Annotated in this window: 11 protein-coding genes; 3 read left to right on the forward strand and 8 right to left on the reverse strand. The window is 70.8% G+C overall.

Going from position 1 to position 12906, the window contains the following annotated elements:
- Window positions 1-81: 81 nt before the first annotated feature.
- Window positions 82-1251 carry a M20/M25/M40 family metallo-hydrolase gene (locus tag ABD240_RS08320; protein ID WP_291795005.1) on the reverse strand — a complete coding sequence of 390 codons (1170 nt, stop codon included), beginning with the start codon at window positions 1249-1251 and terminating at the stop codon, window positions 82-84.
- A gap of 120 nt (window positions 1252-1371) precedes the next feature.
- On the opposite strand from ABD240_RS08320, the gene ABD240_RS08325 reads away from it, so the two are divergent.
- Complete coding sequence (locus ABD240_RS08325) at window positions 1372-2865, forward strand: glutamate-cysteine ligase family protein (RefSeq protein ID WP_291795003.1); 1494 nt, start codon at window positions 1372-1374, stop codon at window positions 2863-2865.
- Between the two features lie 63 nt (window positions 2866-2928).
- A complete protein-coding gene (locus ABD240_RS08330; protein ID WP_291795001.1) occupies window positions 2929-4176 on the forward strand; it encodes a pyridoxal phosphate-dependent aminotransferase in 1248 nt (415 codons plus the stop codon).
- A 212-nt stretch (window positions 4177-4388) separates the two neighbouring features.
- Here ABD240_RS08330 and ABD240_RS08335 read toward each other — a convergent pair whose 3' ends face one another.
- Both ABD240_RS08335 and ABD240_RS08340 read right to left on the reverse strand, forming a co-directional pair.
- The gene (locus ABD240_RS08335; RefSeq protein WP_291794998.1) at window positions 4389-4784 is read right to left on the reverse strand and encodes an ArsR/SmtB family transcription factor; all 396 of its coding nucleotides are present in this window, start codon (window positions 4782-4784) and stop codon (window positions 4389-4391) included.
- Between the two features lie 232 nt (window positions 4785-5016).
- Window positions 5017-5691 (reverse strand): peptidoglycan-binding protein, encoded by a 675-nt coding sequence (locus ABD240_RS08340; protein ID WP_291794662.1) that lies wholly within the window; start codon window positions 5689-5691, stop codon window positions 5017-5019.
- A 146-nt stretch (window positions 5692-5837) separates the two neighbouring features.
- On the opposite strand from ABD240_RS08340, the gene ABD240_RS08345 reads away from it, so the two are divergent.
- Window positions 5838-6110, forward strand: a complete 273-nt coding sequence (locus ABD240_RS08345; protein ID WP_291794663.1) for a hypothetical protein — start codon at window positions 5838-5840, stop codon at window positions 6108-6110.
- A gap of 57 nt (window positions 6111-6167) precedes the next feature.
- Here the strand turns inward: ABD240_RS08345 and ABD240_RS08350 are convergent, their stop codons facing one another.
- From ABD240_RS08350 to ABD240_RS08370, 5 genes are all read right to left on the reverse strand, one after another.
- Entirely contained in the window at window positions 6168-6839 is a 672-nt protein-coding gene (locus ABD240_RS08350) for a biliverdin-producing heme oxygenase (protein WP_291794664.1), read from the reverse strand.
- An 87-nt stretch (window positions 6840-6926) separates the two neighbouring features.
- Complete coding sequence (locus ABD240_RS08355; RefSeq protein WP_291794665.1) at window positions 6927-9503, reverse strand: fibronectin type III domain-containing protein; 2577 nt, start codon at window positions 9501-9503, stop codon at window positions 6927-6929.
- Window positions 9500-10894 carry a hypothetical protein gene (locus ABD240_RS08360; RefSeq protein WP_291794666.1) on the reverse strand — a complete coding sequence of 465 codons (1395 nt, stop codon included), beginning with the start codon at window positions 10892-10894 and terminating at the stop codon, window positions 9500-9502. Before ABD240_RS08360 ends, ABD240_RS08355 begins: the two co-directional genes overlap by 4 nt.
- Window positions 10891-11730, reverse strand: coding sequence for a heme ABC transporter ATP-binding protein (locus tag ABD240_RS08365; protein ID WP_344336857.1), 840 nt, complete (start codon window positions 11728-11730; stop codon window positions 10891-10893). Before ABD240_RS08365 ends, ABD240_RS08360 begins: the two co-directional genes overlap by 4 nt.
- Window positions 11727-12695, reverse strand: a complete 969-nt coding sequence (locus ABD240_RS08370; protein ID WP_425547003.1) for a FecCD family ABC transporter permease — start codon at window positions 12693-12695, stop codon at window positions 11727-11729. Before ABD240_RS08370 ends, ABD240_RS08365 begins: the two co-directional genes overlap by 4 nt.
- Window positions 12696-12906 lie beyond the last annotated feature (211 nt).

Genomic DNA, 12906 nt, shown 5'->3' on the forward strand with positions numbered 1-12906 from the left:
CCCGTTGCCCGTTGCCCGTTGCCCGTTTCCCTCGCGCCGCGTCGCGTTGCCCGCGCGCCGTGTCGCCCGGACCGCCGCCGTTCAGTCCGCGAGCTGGTCGGCCAGGAGGGCTGCGAGCAGCGCGGTGCGCGGGGCGATGTGGGCACTGAGCGCGTGCTCGTGCTCCGCGTGTGCGCCGTCGCCCACGGCGCCGAGGCCGTCGAGGGTGGGGATGCCGTCCCCGGCCGTGAAGTTGCCGTCCGAGGCGCCGCCCACCTCCACGCCCACGGGAGCGTCGATGCCCAGCTCCGCCGCGAGCTCGCCGGCACGGGCGAAGAGGCCCTCGGAGGCGCTGCGCTCCATGGGCGGACGGTTGATGCCGCCGCGCACCTCGATCCGCGCACCCTCGACGGTGGGTGTGAGCGCACGGATCGCCGCGTCGACGCGTTCCTGCTCCGCGAGGGACTTCGCGCGCACGTCCACGTCGAACTGCGCCTGCGCCGGCACCGTGTTCGTGGTGGTGCCGCCGGACAGCAGCGTGGGCGTGACCGTGGTGCCCAGTGCGGGATCGCCCAGCGTCGCCACCTGCTGCAGCAGATGCGCGAGCTCCAGGCCTGCGTTGACGCCCTTCTCCGGTTCCAGCCCGGCGTGGGCCGCATGCCCGTGGATGACGAGGGTGTAGATGGACGTGCCCTTCCGCGCGAGCTTGAGCGCACCCGCCTCGCCGGCCGAGGCCTCGAGCACGAAGGCGGCGCGGGCACCGGCGGACTCGGCCCGGAGGAAGTCCGAGCCGGTGAGGGAGCCCACCTCCTCGTCGCCGGTGACGAGGAGCGTGAGACCGTCGAGGGCCTCGGGCCCGCCGTGCTCCTGCAGCATCGCGATGGCGTGGATCGCCATGATCGCGCCGGTGAGCATGTCGAAGCTGCCGGGCCCGCGGATCACGCCGTCCTCATGTGAGAAGGGGATGCGCTCCAGCGTGCCCACCGGCCACACGGTGTCCTGGTGGCAGAGCACCGCGACGCGGACGGGCGCGGAGCCGAACCGCAGGCGCAGGTGCGTGACCCCGTCCACCACGACGGTCTCCGGCGTCGCTCCCAGGCGCTCTGCGATCAGCGCGGCGAAGTCCGCGGCACCGGCGGCCACGGCGGCGAGATCGTGCGAGGGCGTCTCGACGGAGATGACCCGCTCGAGGTCCGCGAGCATCTGCGGCAGACGGGACTCGGCGGTCGGGACGAGCGAGGACAGGACGGCGGAATCGAGGTGTGCGGTCATGCGGCGAGTGTATGCGCGAGGTCCGCGGCGGTGAGCAGCCGGGGCCGAGGCGGGCGGGACGGTGAGAGGGCATGGAACGGAAAGTGGGAGCGGAGGTGAGATCTGTGCCACCATTCGTGCATGGGAGAAGCAGTCGGGTCCACCCGGTACACACCGCGCGAGCGGACGCACTACAGGACGAAGCTCCAGGAGAACCTGGAGACCTTCGACTCGTATCTGCAGAAGGCGGTCTTCGTCGCCAAGGGCACGGTGGGCCTCGAAGTCGAGTTCAACCTCATCGACGAGGAGGGGGAGCCCGCGCTCCGCAACGCCGAGGTGCTCGCGGAGGCGGACGACGGCGACTTCCAGTCGGAGATCGGCGCCTACAACGTGGAGATCAACCTGCCGGTCATGCGGGTGCGGGACCACGGGCTGGCGAAACTGGAGCAGAGCCTCGAGACGAGGTTCGCCGCCCTGCGGAAGGCGGCCTCGGCGGTGGGCGCCACCCCCGTCTCCATCGGCACGCTTCCCACGGTCACCACGGAGCTCCTGGAGAACGAGGCGTGGATGACGGAGGAGAACCGCTACAAGGCGCTCTCCAACGCGGTCATCGACGCCCGTGGGGAGTACGTGGGCATCGACCTGGACCGGGAGGACCACTACACCCACGAGTTCGCGGACATCGCTCCCGAATCCACCTGCACCTCCATGCAGCTGCACCTCCAGGTGGCGCCCAACCGCTTCGCGGACGTCTGGAACGCCTCGCAAGCCATCGCCGGTGTGCAGGTGGCGATGGCCGCGAACTCACCTCTGTTCCTGGGGCGGCGGCTCTGGCACGAATCCCGCCTGCCCATCTTCGCCCAGTCCATCGACACGCGGACGCCTGAGCTCGTCCACCAGGGGGTGCGGCCGCGCGTGTGGTTCGGCGAACGCTGGATCACGAGCGTCTTCGATCTCTTCGAGGAGAACGTCAGCTACTTCCCGCCGCTGCTGCCGGAGAGCAGGGAGGCCTCTGGCACGCCCATCGCCACGGATGGCGGCGTGCCGCTCCTGCACGAGCTGCGGCTGCACAACGGGACCGTGTGGCGCTGGAACCGGCCCATCTACGCGCCCGGCGGGGATTCCGCGCACATCCGGATCGAGAACCGGCTCCTGCCGGCCGGACCCTCGGTGAAGGACATGGTCGCGGACGCTGCCTTCTACTACGGGATGGTCTCCTTCCTCGTGAACGAGAACCGTCCGGTGTGGTCGCGGATGACCTTCGCGGAGGCGCACGAGAACTTCGAGAACGGAGCCCGGGACGGGATCGGCGCGCGCGTGAGCTGGCCCAAGCACGGCACGCTCGACGTCACCGAGCTGGTGCTGGAGACGCTGGCCCCGCAGGCGCGGGTGGGCCTCGAGCAGCTCGAGGTGGACGAGGAGCTGATCGACGAGTTCATCGGCATCTACGAGGAGCGTGCGCGCACGGGGCGCAACGGCGCGTGGTGGCAGCGAAAGGCGCTCGACGCCCTGTCCGGCCGTGCGGCGGTGGGCACCGAGGAGCGGGCGGAGGGTCTGCGGACGCTCACCCGGCTCTATGCGGAGAACCAGGCCTCGGGTGCGCCTGTGCACACCTGGGAGCTGCCCTCCGCATGAGGGGTGGGGACTGAGGTGCTGCGGTGGGCCTCGGCGATGCCGGAGCGCCGTTAGAGTGAGGCCATGATCGACGACCAGACCGGAACGGACCGCGCCGTCGCTGCCGCGTCCGTGACCGCTGCCCCGCTGACGGTCTCCCGCCGCTCCTCCCGCGTGCGCCCTTTCGAGGTGATGACGATCCTCAACCGGGTCTTCGAGATGCGCGCGGAGGGCCGCGACGTCATCTCGCTGTGCGTGGGCGAGCCGCAGCAGGGTGCGCCGGCGGACGTGCGCAGGCGCGCGGCGGAGGTGGTGCTCGACGGCACGGACCTGGGCTACTCCGAGGTGTTCGGCATCGTGGGCCTGCGCGAGCGGATCGCGGAGCACTACCGGCGCTGGTACGGGGTGGAGGTCCCCGTCTCCCGGATCGCCGTGACGAGCGGCTCGTCCGGCGCGTTCGACATGGTCTTCCTCGCGAGCTTCGACGCCGGTGACAGGGTGGCGCTCGCGACGCCGGGCTACCCCGCGTACACGAACATCCTCCGCGCGCAGGACGTGGAGGTCGTGGAGCTGCCCTGCGGGCCGGACGTCCGCTTCCAGCCCACCGTGGAGATGCTCGAGGCCGCGCACCGGCAGGAGCCGCTCAAGGGCCTCATGCTCGCCTCCCCGGCCAACCCCACCGGCACGATGATCTCCCGCGAGGAGCTCGCCGCGCTCGCCGGCTGGTGCGCGGAGAACGGCGTGCGGCTCATCTCCGACGAGATCTACCACGGCGTCACCTTCGGCTCGTCGAAGGGCACGTCCCTCCTGGAGTGCTCGGACACCGGCGTCGTCATCTCCTCGTTCTCCAAGTACTGGGGGATGACCGGGTGGCGGCTGGGCTGGGCGATCCTGCCGGAGGACCTCGTGAAGCCCTGCGACGACATCGCGGGCAACCTCGCACTCTGCCCGCCGGTCCCGGCGCAGCACGCCTGCGTCGAGGCGTTCACGGAGGAGTCCTACGCGGAGTGCGACGCCGCGGTGGCCGGCTTCGCGCGTGCGCGGCAGCTGGTCCTCGACGCGGTGGAGGGACTGGGCTGGACGAACATGGCCCCGGCGGACGGCGCCTTCTACATGTACTTCCGCATCGACCAGGTGCTGGGCGTCTACCGGGACGCCACTGCCTGGTGCGCGGGCCTCCTGGAGCGGGAGGGCGTGGCGCTCGCCCCCGGTCTGGACTTCGATCCCGTCAACGGCCGGGACTACGTGCGGCTCTCGCTGGCCGCAGGGCCGGAGAACATCGCCGAGGCGCTGACCCGGATCCGCCGGTTCCAGGACTCCTCCGCGGGCTGAGGAGGCCGGTCTCCCGGCGGCGCGGCCCCGGCGCTCCTCCGGAATCCGTGCCTGCCCGTCACCGGACGCGCAGGTCCCCTCTGCTCCGCGAAGGAGCGCCGTCCGTAGGGTGGGGCCGAGCGGTGCCGTCGAGGGTGGGCGCACCGTCGACGGGCGTGGGTGAGGGGTGCCGCGGCGGGCGGAGGCATGTGCGCGCGGACCGAGGCGCGGCCTCAGTCGTCCTCGTGCTCCACGCTGTGGTCGAGCGCGTCGAGGAGGATGTGGGAGACGTGGTCGTCCTTGAAGGAGTAGATCGCCTCGCGGCCCATGCGGCGGACCTCCACCAGGTGAAGGCTGCGGAGCAGTTTGAGGTGCTGGGAGACGAGCGGCTGGGAGAGGCCCGTCTCGTCGACGATCCCGGACACGCTCGTCTCGCCGCGGGTGAGGACCAGGAGGATGCGCAGCCGGGAGCTCGCGGCGAGGGCGCGGAAGACCTCGGCGGTGCGGTCGAGGGTCTCCGCGGAGTAGTCGGGACCGTCTGCGGGGTCGAGGTCCGGGGCGCACACCTCGACGGGTGCCTGCGCGCCCGGGGAGTGTGCGGTTCCGACGGTCTGCGGCTGCTGGCTCATGGAACGCATCGTAGCGCGGCACCCCCGCCGCCTTCCCTCATCCCCCCTTCCCCTCCCGCTTCCCTGCAAGTTCTCTCCCTCTCCTCTCCCCTTCCCCTTCTTCCCCTTCCCGCAAGTTACGTCTGCGTACCGGCCGTGGTGGGCGGCCGGTACGCAGACGTAACTTGCGGGGAGAGGGGGTTTCGGAGGGGAGGCGGAAACGCGGAGGTGCTGGGGATCGGGAAAGCGGCGGTCAGCGGACCTCGGACTCCTCCAGCAGGGAGGTGGCGAGAGCCTCCCAGCGCCCGTACTGCTCGGGGTGGTTGGAGCGCTGCACCTCCTGCGCGGCATCGTTGAGCGACATCGTCCGCCAGTTCGCGACGTCCAGCAGTCCGGGATTCTCGACCGCGTCGTTGGTGCCCAGGAACGCCGCCACCGCCCACTGCGGATCCCGCACCTGCTCGATGTCTCCCCAGCCCATCGACGGCCGCTGCTGGAACAGGCCCTGCGAATCCGCGTCGCCGTGGTTCAGATTGCGCAGCGAGCTCTCCTGCAGCGCCGTCATGAGGACGATCTTCTGGGCCCGGGCGATGTCGTCGGACGCGAGGCCCGCGGACTCGAGTTCCGCGCGGGTGATGTCAGCCACCTCTCCGGCCACATAGCGCTGACCTGCCGAGAGCTGCGAGGTGGTCATCGTCTCCGCGTCGCGCATGGACGAGGGGGACGCCTGGCCGAGGGTCAGCCCGCCTGCCACGAGGAGGGTGATGAGCGCGGAGGCGAGGACGGAGCGGCGGCGCCGAGTGCGCGAGCGGGCGACGCGGTCACCGGCCGCGTGCGCTGCGCGGGGGCCGGCCATCGCCGAGGCGTCAGCGCCCGTCGCTGTGTCTTCTGCGGGCGGGTGCGCCCGGCGCTCTGCGAGCAGTGACATGGTCCGGCCTCCTCTCTCGGCAGCGGTTCCGATGGCGGCGTGCGCGGGGTTCCCGCTCACGCATCCGGCGATGTTACACGATCGTGATGTTCCCGGCGTGCAACCGGGTGTTTGGCGCGCGCCCCCGGGGCTGGCAGGATCGAAGGATGCGCTACATCGTTGCGGTCGCCGCTGCCGTCGTGGTTCTGTTCCTGCTGAGCGTCACCACGGGGTTCGGCGACTGGCCGCGCCCGTGGGGCAGCCTGTCGCGCGGACTGGTGGGCGGGCTCGTCTGCGTGGGAGTCCTCATGCTGTGGGAGCAGTTGGCGCCCAGCCCGGACCGGGACACGCAGGCGGACGAGGAGCCCGAGGCCGGTGGGGACAGCGCTCACGCCGCAGACGGCGAAGGCCCGGAGAGCGGCGCTCCGGAGGATCGCTGACCGTCCGCACGGGCGGCGCGCTGTGCGGGCCGGGTGATCCGCTCAGCGCGCCGCCGCTCAGCGCAGTGAGTCGAAGAGCTCCCGGGCGAGGACGAACCCCGCGGAGGCCTCCTCGATGAACGCGGCCTGCTGCGCCGGGCTCAGGGGTGCCGAGTCGAGCGCCTCCCGGTAGGCGTCCTTGTACGGCTTGAGCTTCTCGATGCCGTCGAACCGCCAGGTGCGCATGGCGGTCTGCGGCACGCCGTAGTGCCGACCTGCGAGTCTGCCGATGACCTGCCCGCCGGAGAGATCGCCGAGGTAGCGCAGATAGTGGTGGGCGAAGAACCTCTCCGGCTGTTCCGGTCCGAGGCTGCTCAGCCGTCCCATGTACTCCGCCGTGGCTGCGGTGGGGGCGGCGAGCGGTGCCTCGTCCTTGAGTTCGGCGAGATCCGCCTCGAGTGCGGAGGAACGGTGCAGCCGGGCGTCCAGCACGCCTGCGAGCTCCGGTGCGGCGGCGAAGCGTGACTCCACCGCCTCAAGCACCCGGTAGAGGTGCAGGTACTGCTCGAGGAGGGAGACATAGGCCTGTGCGTCGAGCCTGCCGTTCAGCAGGTCGTCCATGAAGGCCGAGTGCTCGGCATCGTCGTGTGCGGCCTGGGTCTCCGTCTTCACCCGTGCGGCGAAGCCGGCGGCAGGCTCCCCGGGCCGCTGCGGCATGGTCTGCTCAGCGGTGTGCTGGGCTGCGGTCATGATCTTCTCCAGTGCTCGTGGTGGTGATGAGGGTAGTGGGCGGGTCTGAGTGCGAACCGTGTGCGGACCCGCCGCGAGATGCTGCGTTCAGACGAACGCGGCCGGGTCCAGCCCCAGCCGTCTGCGGAAGTACACGATCGAGGTGATCGTCGCGGCGAGGCCGGCACCGCCGGTGATCGCCGCGATGACCACGGTCCTCGTCGGTATCCCCTCCATACCGGCTGCGTCCTGCGCGACCTGGGAGAACGCGGAGCGGTCCTCGGAGAGATCGGCCTCCTCCGCCGAGGCCGCCTCCGGGGCTCCTCCGCCGTTGGCACCGTCCGGCTGTGCGCCGGCATCGGGATTCGTGGCCTGTGGTGCGCCTCCGCTTCCTCCGGCTGCCTCCTCTCCGGAGTAGTCGCCTGCTGTGGTGTCGTAGTCCTCGCTGTAGCCCACGGTCATGGGCACGGTGGGCTTGTACGGATCACGGGCACCGTCAGAGCTGAACCAGTAGGAGAACTGCCCGGTCTCGTTCTGGAAGTCGAGGAAGTCGGAGGGGAAGGCGCCCCAGTAGTCCTCGTTCTCAGCAGTGCGCGGAGCCTGCTTGTTGGGATTGCCTCCCTCGCCGCCCACGTCGTTCCCGCCGCTGTCCTCCTCGCCGCCGGTGCCGGAGTACTTCACGCCCAGGTATTCGGGGGTGACGGTGAAGCCTCCGTCGGACTCCGCCTTGTCCACATCGACGCCCTTGACGTTCGCCAGGGTGATGGTGGTGGACGAGAGCTTGTCCCACTTGGAGGAGTCGTACATGGCCGCGCCGTAGCCGGAGGCCTCGGCGGTGACCGTGCCGTTGCCGTTCCCGTCGAGCTCGAGCACCGGGTCCTTGGCGAACCAGTAGGTCATGCCTCCGTAGAAGACCACGCTGAACGAGCCCTTCCACTGGATCTTCACACCGTCGCCGCTGGTGGTCCTCTCGCCACCGGTGATGACGACCTGCTGCTCGCTCCACTGGTCCTTGCCGTTGGTGGAGAGCGTCTTGCCGTTGCGGTCCAGGCACTTGTTGTCCCAGGTGGCGTCCACCCAGTCGCCGGAGGCGTTGGGCTTGCGCACGGAGACGTTGCCGGCCTTGGTCTTGTAGAAGGACTTGTCGGTCCAGACCTTGGACATGCCCGTGTCCGGAGCCTCGCCCGCCGTGATGAAGTTGCAGCCGCCGAAGTACGCACCGGAGCCGGCCTCGCGGTTCATGCCCCAGCGGAACACCGCGCCGTCGGAGGAGGAGCCATCGCCGGTTTCGTCTCCGTCCTCCTCATCGCCGCCGGGCAGGGAGTCCGGTGTATCGTCCGGCGGCGGCTCCTCCGCGGGTGTCTTCCCGGTCGTGAAGGTCGTGCTGATCCAGTCGCCGATGAGGTCTTCGGGGTATTCGCCGTCCTCGTTCTTGTTGGAGGCGCGCAGCGCGACGGTGTACTCGGTCTCGGGCTCCAGGCCGTTGATCGTGGCTGACTTGACCGCGCCCAGATTCTGCGACGACCAGCCGGAGTCGTTCTTCGGATCGGTGTCCTGCCCGACCGACTGCGAACCCTTCGCCCAGGCGAGCTCGTACTTGGGTGCTGCGCCATTGGACGGGTGCTCCCAGGAGACCGAGGCCGAGTTGTGCCCGGGACCGACCTCGAGACCGGTGATGGCCTCGGGAACCTGTCCCGGGGGCATGGGTGAGGCGATCTCGACCGTGATCGGGTTGGTGGGTTTGCGGGGCTGGATGGAGGTCGCGCCGCCGGCAGACGAGTACCAGTAGGAGTCCTGACCGGTGGCGACGTTGAAGTCGATCCACTCCTGCGGGAAGGCACCCCACCACTCCTGGCTCCGGTCCTGGATGTTGCGGCCCTCGGTGTCCGTCTCCACCCCCAGGTAGTCCGGCGTGACCTCGAACCCGGTCTCTGTGACATCCACCGTGGAGTTCTGCAGATTCGCGATCGGGCCCTCCACCGGGTCCAGCTTGATCCACTTGGAAAGGTCGTCCATGTCCGTGCCGTAGCCGGAGTAGGTGCCGGTGATGGCGCCCTTGCCGTTCGTGACCTTCAGATGCGGATCGGAGATGGTCCAGTAGGTCATGCCGCCGTAATAGGCGAACGTCCAGGACCCCTCCCAGCGGATGTCCGCGGTGTCGGTCTCCGGATCGACCGTCCCGGTGCCGCCGGTGATCTCGACGAAGTCACCGGTGTGGTTGTCGTCCGCCTGTGCATTGGTGTTGCTGTTGACCGTCGCACCGTCCGCCGTGCTGCAGCGCTTGCTGAAGCTGCTGACGGCGACCCCGTCGGACTTGCGGATCGTGGTGTTGCCGACTCTGAAGTTCCCGTCCTCGTCGGTCTTGTAGACGGTTCCGGCGTCGTTCGCGGTCCAGATGCGGGCCATGCCGGTGTCCCCGGCCTCTCCGGCGACGAGGAAGTTGCAGCCGCCGAAGTAGGAGCCGCCGGTGGACTCGTCGTTGACCGACCAGTTGAAGGTCACGTCCTCGACCTCTGTCTCCGCCGCGTTCGCGGGCGTCGCTGCCATGCCGATGCCCATGACCGCCGTGAGCAGCGAGGCGCCTGCCATGCCGCCGAGGCGCGCCAGCCGCCTCCTGAGCGTCTGCCGGGGGAAGGCGCGCGGATTCCTCCGCCCCCCTCCTGCGTTCGTCCCTGTGCGTCTCATCGCTCATCCTCCTTCACGTGTGTCAGCACGGTGGTGCGCGCCTCGGAGGAGGGCGTCGCAGAGGTGCCTCCCACCGGGTCGATCGACTGTGTGTCCGCGTCCTCGGCCGCGGGCGTGTGCGCCGGTGTCGCCCACTGCGCCGCGCCGTTGGCCGCGGTCGGCACGGCGACGTCGTCGCCTCCGGCGAAGAAGCGCATGAGGGCTTCGTCCGCGGTGCTCGCGCCGGTCTCCGGCGAATCCATGGTCGCGCGGGCGACGCGGCCGCCGTCGCGGGCCTCGGCGCGCTGGCTGCGGATCTCCTCGCGCCTGCGGATGGCGGAGATCCTGCGCCGGCGCTTCGCCTCGGCGCGCACCGCACGGGCCTCCCGCCTGGCCCGGACCTTCTCCAGCGCCTCCGGATTCACCCCCAGCAGCAGGGACTTCATCGCGAGATAGCCGCCTATGCCGAAGGCGAGCCCCACCACGCAGAGTGTGAGGACGATGCCCACGCCCAGCAGCACTGCGAGCAGGGTGGTCTGCCGCTGCTGTGCGGCGAGGAGCTCGGGATCCGCGGCGGCGGGAACCGCCGCCTGCTGCGCGGTGCCCGGGTCCGCGGCGGCGGCCTCGGGGGAGGCCTCGGCGTCCTCGGCCTCGGGAGCGTCCGCAGCGGCCTCAGCGTCCTCGGATTCCTCCTCGCCGCCTCCGTCCCCACCGCCGGAGCCGCCGGCGAAGGAGACGGGGGTGAAGGTTTCGTTGTTCGCGTTCACCACGCCGTGCGCGCCGATCGTCATGATCCCGCAGCCGTCGGCCAAGCAGTCGACCTCGGCCACGTTCTGCGAGCGGTCATAGGACTCGAACTTCGCGCCGGGCACGCGGAGCGTGGCCTCCCAGGTGCCATCGGCGTTGATCTGCCCGCCGTTGGCGGCGTCGGCGGTCGAGGAGCCGGGGAAGGTGACGAAGAGCTGGAAGCCCGCGGGCTTGGTCTCGTCGTCGTAGACGTAGCGGTAGTCCTCGCCCGTCTTGCCGCCCTTGCTGGGCCGCCAGCCGCCGCCGGTGCCGTCCTTCGCCCAGCCGAACAGCACGTAGATCCCGCCGAACCCGCCCTGCACGGACTGGAAGCCCGTGCCCTTGAGCTTGAGCTGGGTCTCGCCGTCGGGATCGAGGCTGTCCCCGCCTTCGATCGTCACCTTGGCGGCCGCCTGGGCCGGGGCGGACGGGCCGACGGCTCCGAGCAGACCGCCGCCGGCGACGAGCGCGGCGACGGCGAGCGCGGAGAGCGCCGCCCTCAGCCGGCGGCCGCGTGTGCGGCGTGCGGCTTGTTCGCGCGCGGCGCGCCGGGGCGCGAGCGCTTCCTGGTCCGCGGCGCACGCGGGCGCATCGGCGCGAGCGTGACGCATGTGTGCCTTGCTCATAGCAGCTGCTCCTTGGGAGTGCGGATGGGGACGATCACAGGCGCCCCGGTGATGGGATCCGGCACCACGTGCACCGGATAGTCGTAGACGTGGGAGAGGAGCTCTGCGGAGAACACCTCTTCGGGCGGGCCGTCGGCGGCGATCCTGCCGTGTGCGAGCACGGCGACCCGGTCCGCGTAGGCCCCTGCGAGGTCGAGGTCGTGGATGATGACGACCACGGCGCTCCCGGTGGCCGCGTACCGGCGCGCGGTGGCGAGGACCTGTTCCTGGTGGCGGATGTCGAGTGCGGCGGTGGGCTCGTCCAGCAGCATGGCGGCCGCGGTCTGGGAGAGCACGCGGGCCAGCGCCACGCGCGCCCGCTCGCCGCCGGACAGGGAGGAGTAGCTGCGCGCGACCAGGTGGGAGGTCTCCGTGCGCGCCAGGGCGCCGTGGACGATCTGCTCGTCGTTCTGCGACTCCGGCAGGTTCGCCCACGGCGAGCGGCCCATCTCCGTGACCTCGAGCGCGGTGAAGGGGAAGGAGACGTCCACCTGCTGGAGCAGGACGGCCCTGCGCATGGCGAGCTCCCGTCCGGTCCAGGCGTGCCAGGCATGACCGTCCACCTCGACGTTCCCGCTCACCAGCTCCGCGTCGCCGGTGATGACATTCAGCAGGGTGGACTTGCCGGCGCCGTTGGGGCCGACGATCGCGAGGACCTCCCCGGCGCGGATGTCCAGGTCGATGCCGTCGAGCACCCGCTTCTCCCCGAACTCCACGACGACGTCGCGGACTCGGATGAGCGTGGTGCCGACGGAGGCGTATGCGGGGCGGCGCGGCCCGCGGAACAGGGGCCTCATGCCCAGCCTCCGGACGCCGCGCGGGACCGGCGCAGCAGGTAGAAGAAGAACGGTCCGCCCACCAGCGAGGTGAGCATGCCGATCGGCAGGTCCGCGAACTCCACGAGCGTCCTGGCGCCGAGGTCCGCGATGACGAGGAGCACCGCGCCCCCCAGCACGGAGGCCGGGAGCAGGGCCCGGTGGCCGGGGCCGATGAGCATGCGCACGAGGTGCGGTACCACGAGGCCCACGAAGGCGATGATCCCGGCGAAGGCCACGGCGGCCGAGACCAGCAGGGCCACGTAGATCATCGCGAGCATGCGGAGCCGCTCGACGTTGACTCCCAGGTGGCGGGCGGACTTCTCGCCGAGCGCGAGCAGGTCGAGCTGCTGGGCGAGGAAGAGGGAGGCCGCGATTCCCGCGATGATGATGGGCAGGATCACGCTCACCTGCTCCCAGCGGGAGCCGTTGAAGGAGCCCATCTGCCAGAAGACGATCTGTTCGCGCGCCGAGGTGGGCGCCTTGAACACGATGAAGGAGATGGCGGCGCCGGCCACGGCATTCACCGCCACACCCGTGAGGATGAGGGTGACCACCTCGGTGCGCCCGTGCGCCCGGGCGAGCCCGTAGACCAGCGCGGTGGTGGCGAGGCCCGCGAGGAAGGCGAAGAGCGGGGTGGTGAAGGAGCCCAGGAAGGTGAAGCCGAAGAGGATCGAGAAGCTCGCGCCCACGGCGGCCCCGGAGCTCACGCCCACCACACCGGGCTCCGCGAGGGGGTTGCCGAAGATCCCCTGCATGAGTGCGCCGGCGATCGCGAGCGCGGCGCCCACGAGGATCGTCATCGCCACGCGGGGGAAGCGGACCTCCCAGAGGGCCTCGTGGCCGAACTCCTGCCCGGGGGCCGGCAGCCAGGAGAAGCTCAGTCCCAGACCGCGGAAGAAGGAGCCCACCACCTCGCCGGGCGGGATGAACAGCTGGCCGATCATCGCCGAGGCGAGGGTGGCGAGCACCAGCACGACCGAGAGCACGAGGAACAGCAGGCCTACTGCGCTGCGTCCGCGTCCGCCGCGCGGCTTGGGCTCCGGCGGGGCCACCCCGCCGCGTCTCGGGGCTCCGCCCTCCGCGCCCGGCAGTGCGGAGGGCGCACCCGCGCCCTCCGCTGCGGTGCGGTCCTGCGAGTCCGTGACGACGGAGTGC

The sequence above is a fragment of the Brevibacterium salitolerans genome, from assembly GCF_039531405.1.
GTDB lineage: Bacteria > Actinomycetota > Actinomycetes > Actinomycetales > Brevibacteriaceae > Brevibacterium > Brevibacterium salitolerans.

What these genes read in the sequence shown, in the direction of transcription:
- ABD240_RS08365 (WP_344336857.1), bottom strand. Translation starts at nt 11,730, where the DNA reads ATGAGGCCCCTGTTCCGCGGGCCGCGCCGCCCCGCATACGCCTCCGTC.
- ABD240_RS08360 (WP_291794666.1), bottom strand. Translation starts at nt 10,894, where the DNA reads ATGAGCAAGGCACACATGCGTCACGCTCGCGCCGATGCGCCCGCGTGC.
- ABD240_RS08340 (WP_291794662.1), bottom strand. Translation starts at nt 5,691, where the DNA reads ATGTCACTGCTCGCAGAGCGCCGGGCGCACCCGCCCGCAGAAGACACA.
- ABD240_RS08370 (WP_425547003.1), bottom strand. Translation starts at nt 12,695, where the DNA reads ATGATCGGCCAGCTGTTCATCCCGCCCGGCGAGGTGGTGGGCTCCTTC.
- ABD240_RS08325 (WP_291795003.1), top strand. Translation starts at nt 1,372, where the DNA reads ATGGGAGAAGCAGTCGGGTCCACCCGGTACACACCGCGCGAGCGGACG.
- ABD240_RS08320 (WP_291795005.1), bottom strand. Translation starts at nt 1,251, where the DNA reads ATGACCGCACACCTCGATTCCGCCGTCCTGTCCTCGCTCGTCCCGACC.
- ABD240_RS08355 (WP_291794665.1), bottom strand. Translation starts at nt 9,503, where the DNA reads ATGAGACGCACAGGGACGAACGCAGGAGGGGGGCGGAGGAATCCGCGC.
- ABD240_RS08350 (WP_291794664.1), bottom strand. Translation starts at nt 6,839, where the DNA reads ATGACCGCAGCCCAGCACACCGCTGAGCAGACCATGCCGCAGCGGCCC.
- ABD240_RS08345 (WP_291794663.1), top strand. Translation starts at nt 5,838, where the DNA reads ATGCGCTACATCGTTGCGGTCGCCGCTGCCGTCGTGGTTCTGTTCCTG.
- ABD240_RS08330 (WP_291795001.1), top strand. Translation starts at nt 2,929, where the DNA reads ATGATCGACGACCAGACCGGAACGGACCGCGCCGTCGCTGCCGCGTCC.
- ABD240_RS08335 (WP_291794998.1), bottom strand. Translation starts at nt 4,784, where the DNA reads ATGAGCCAGCAGCCGCAGACCGTCGGAACCGCACACTCCCCGGGCGCG.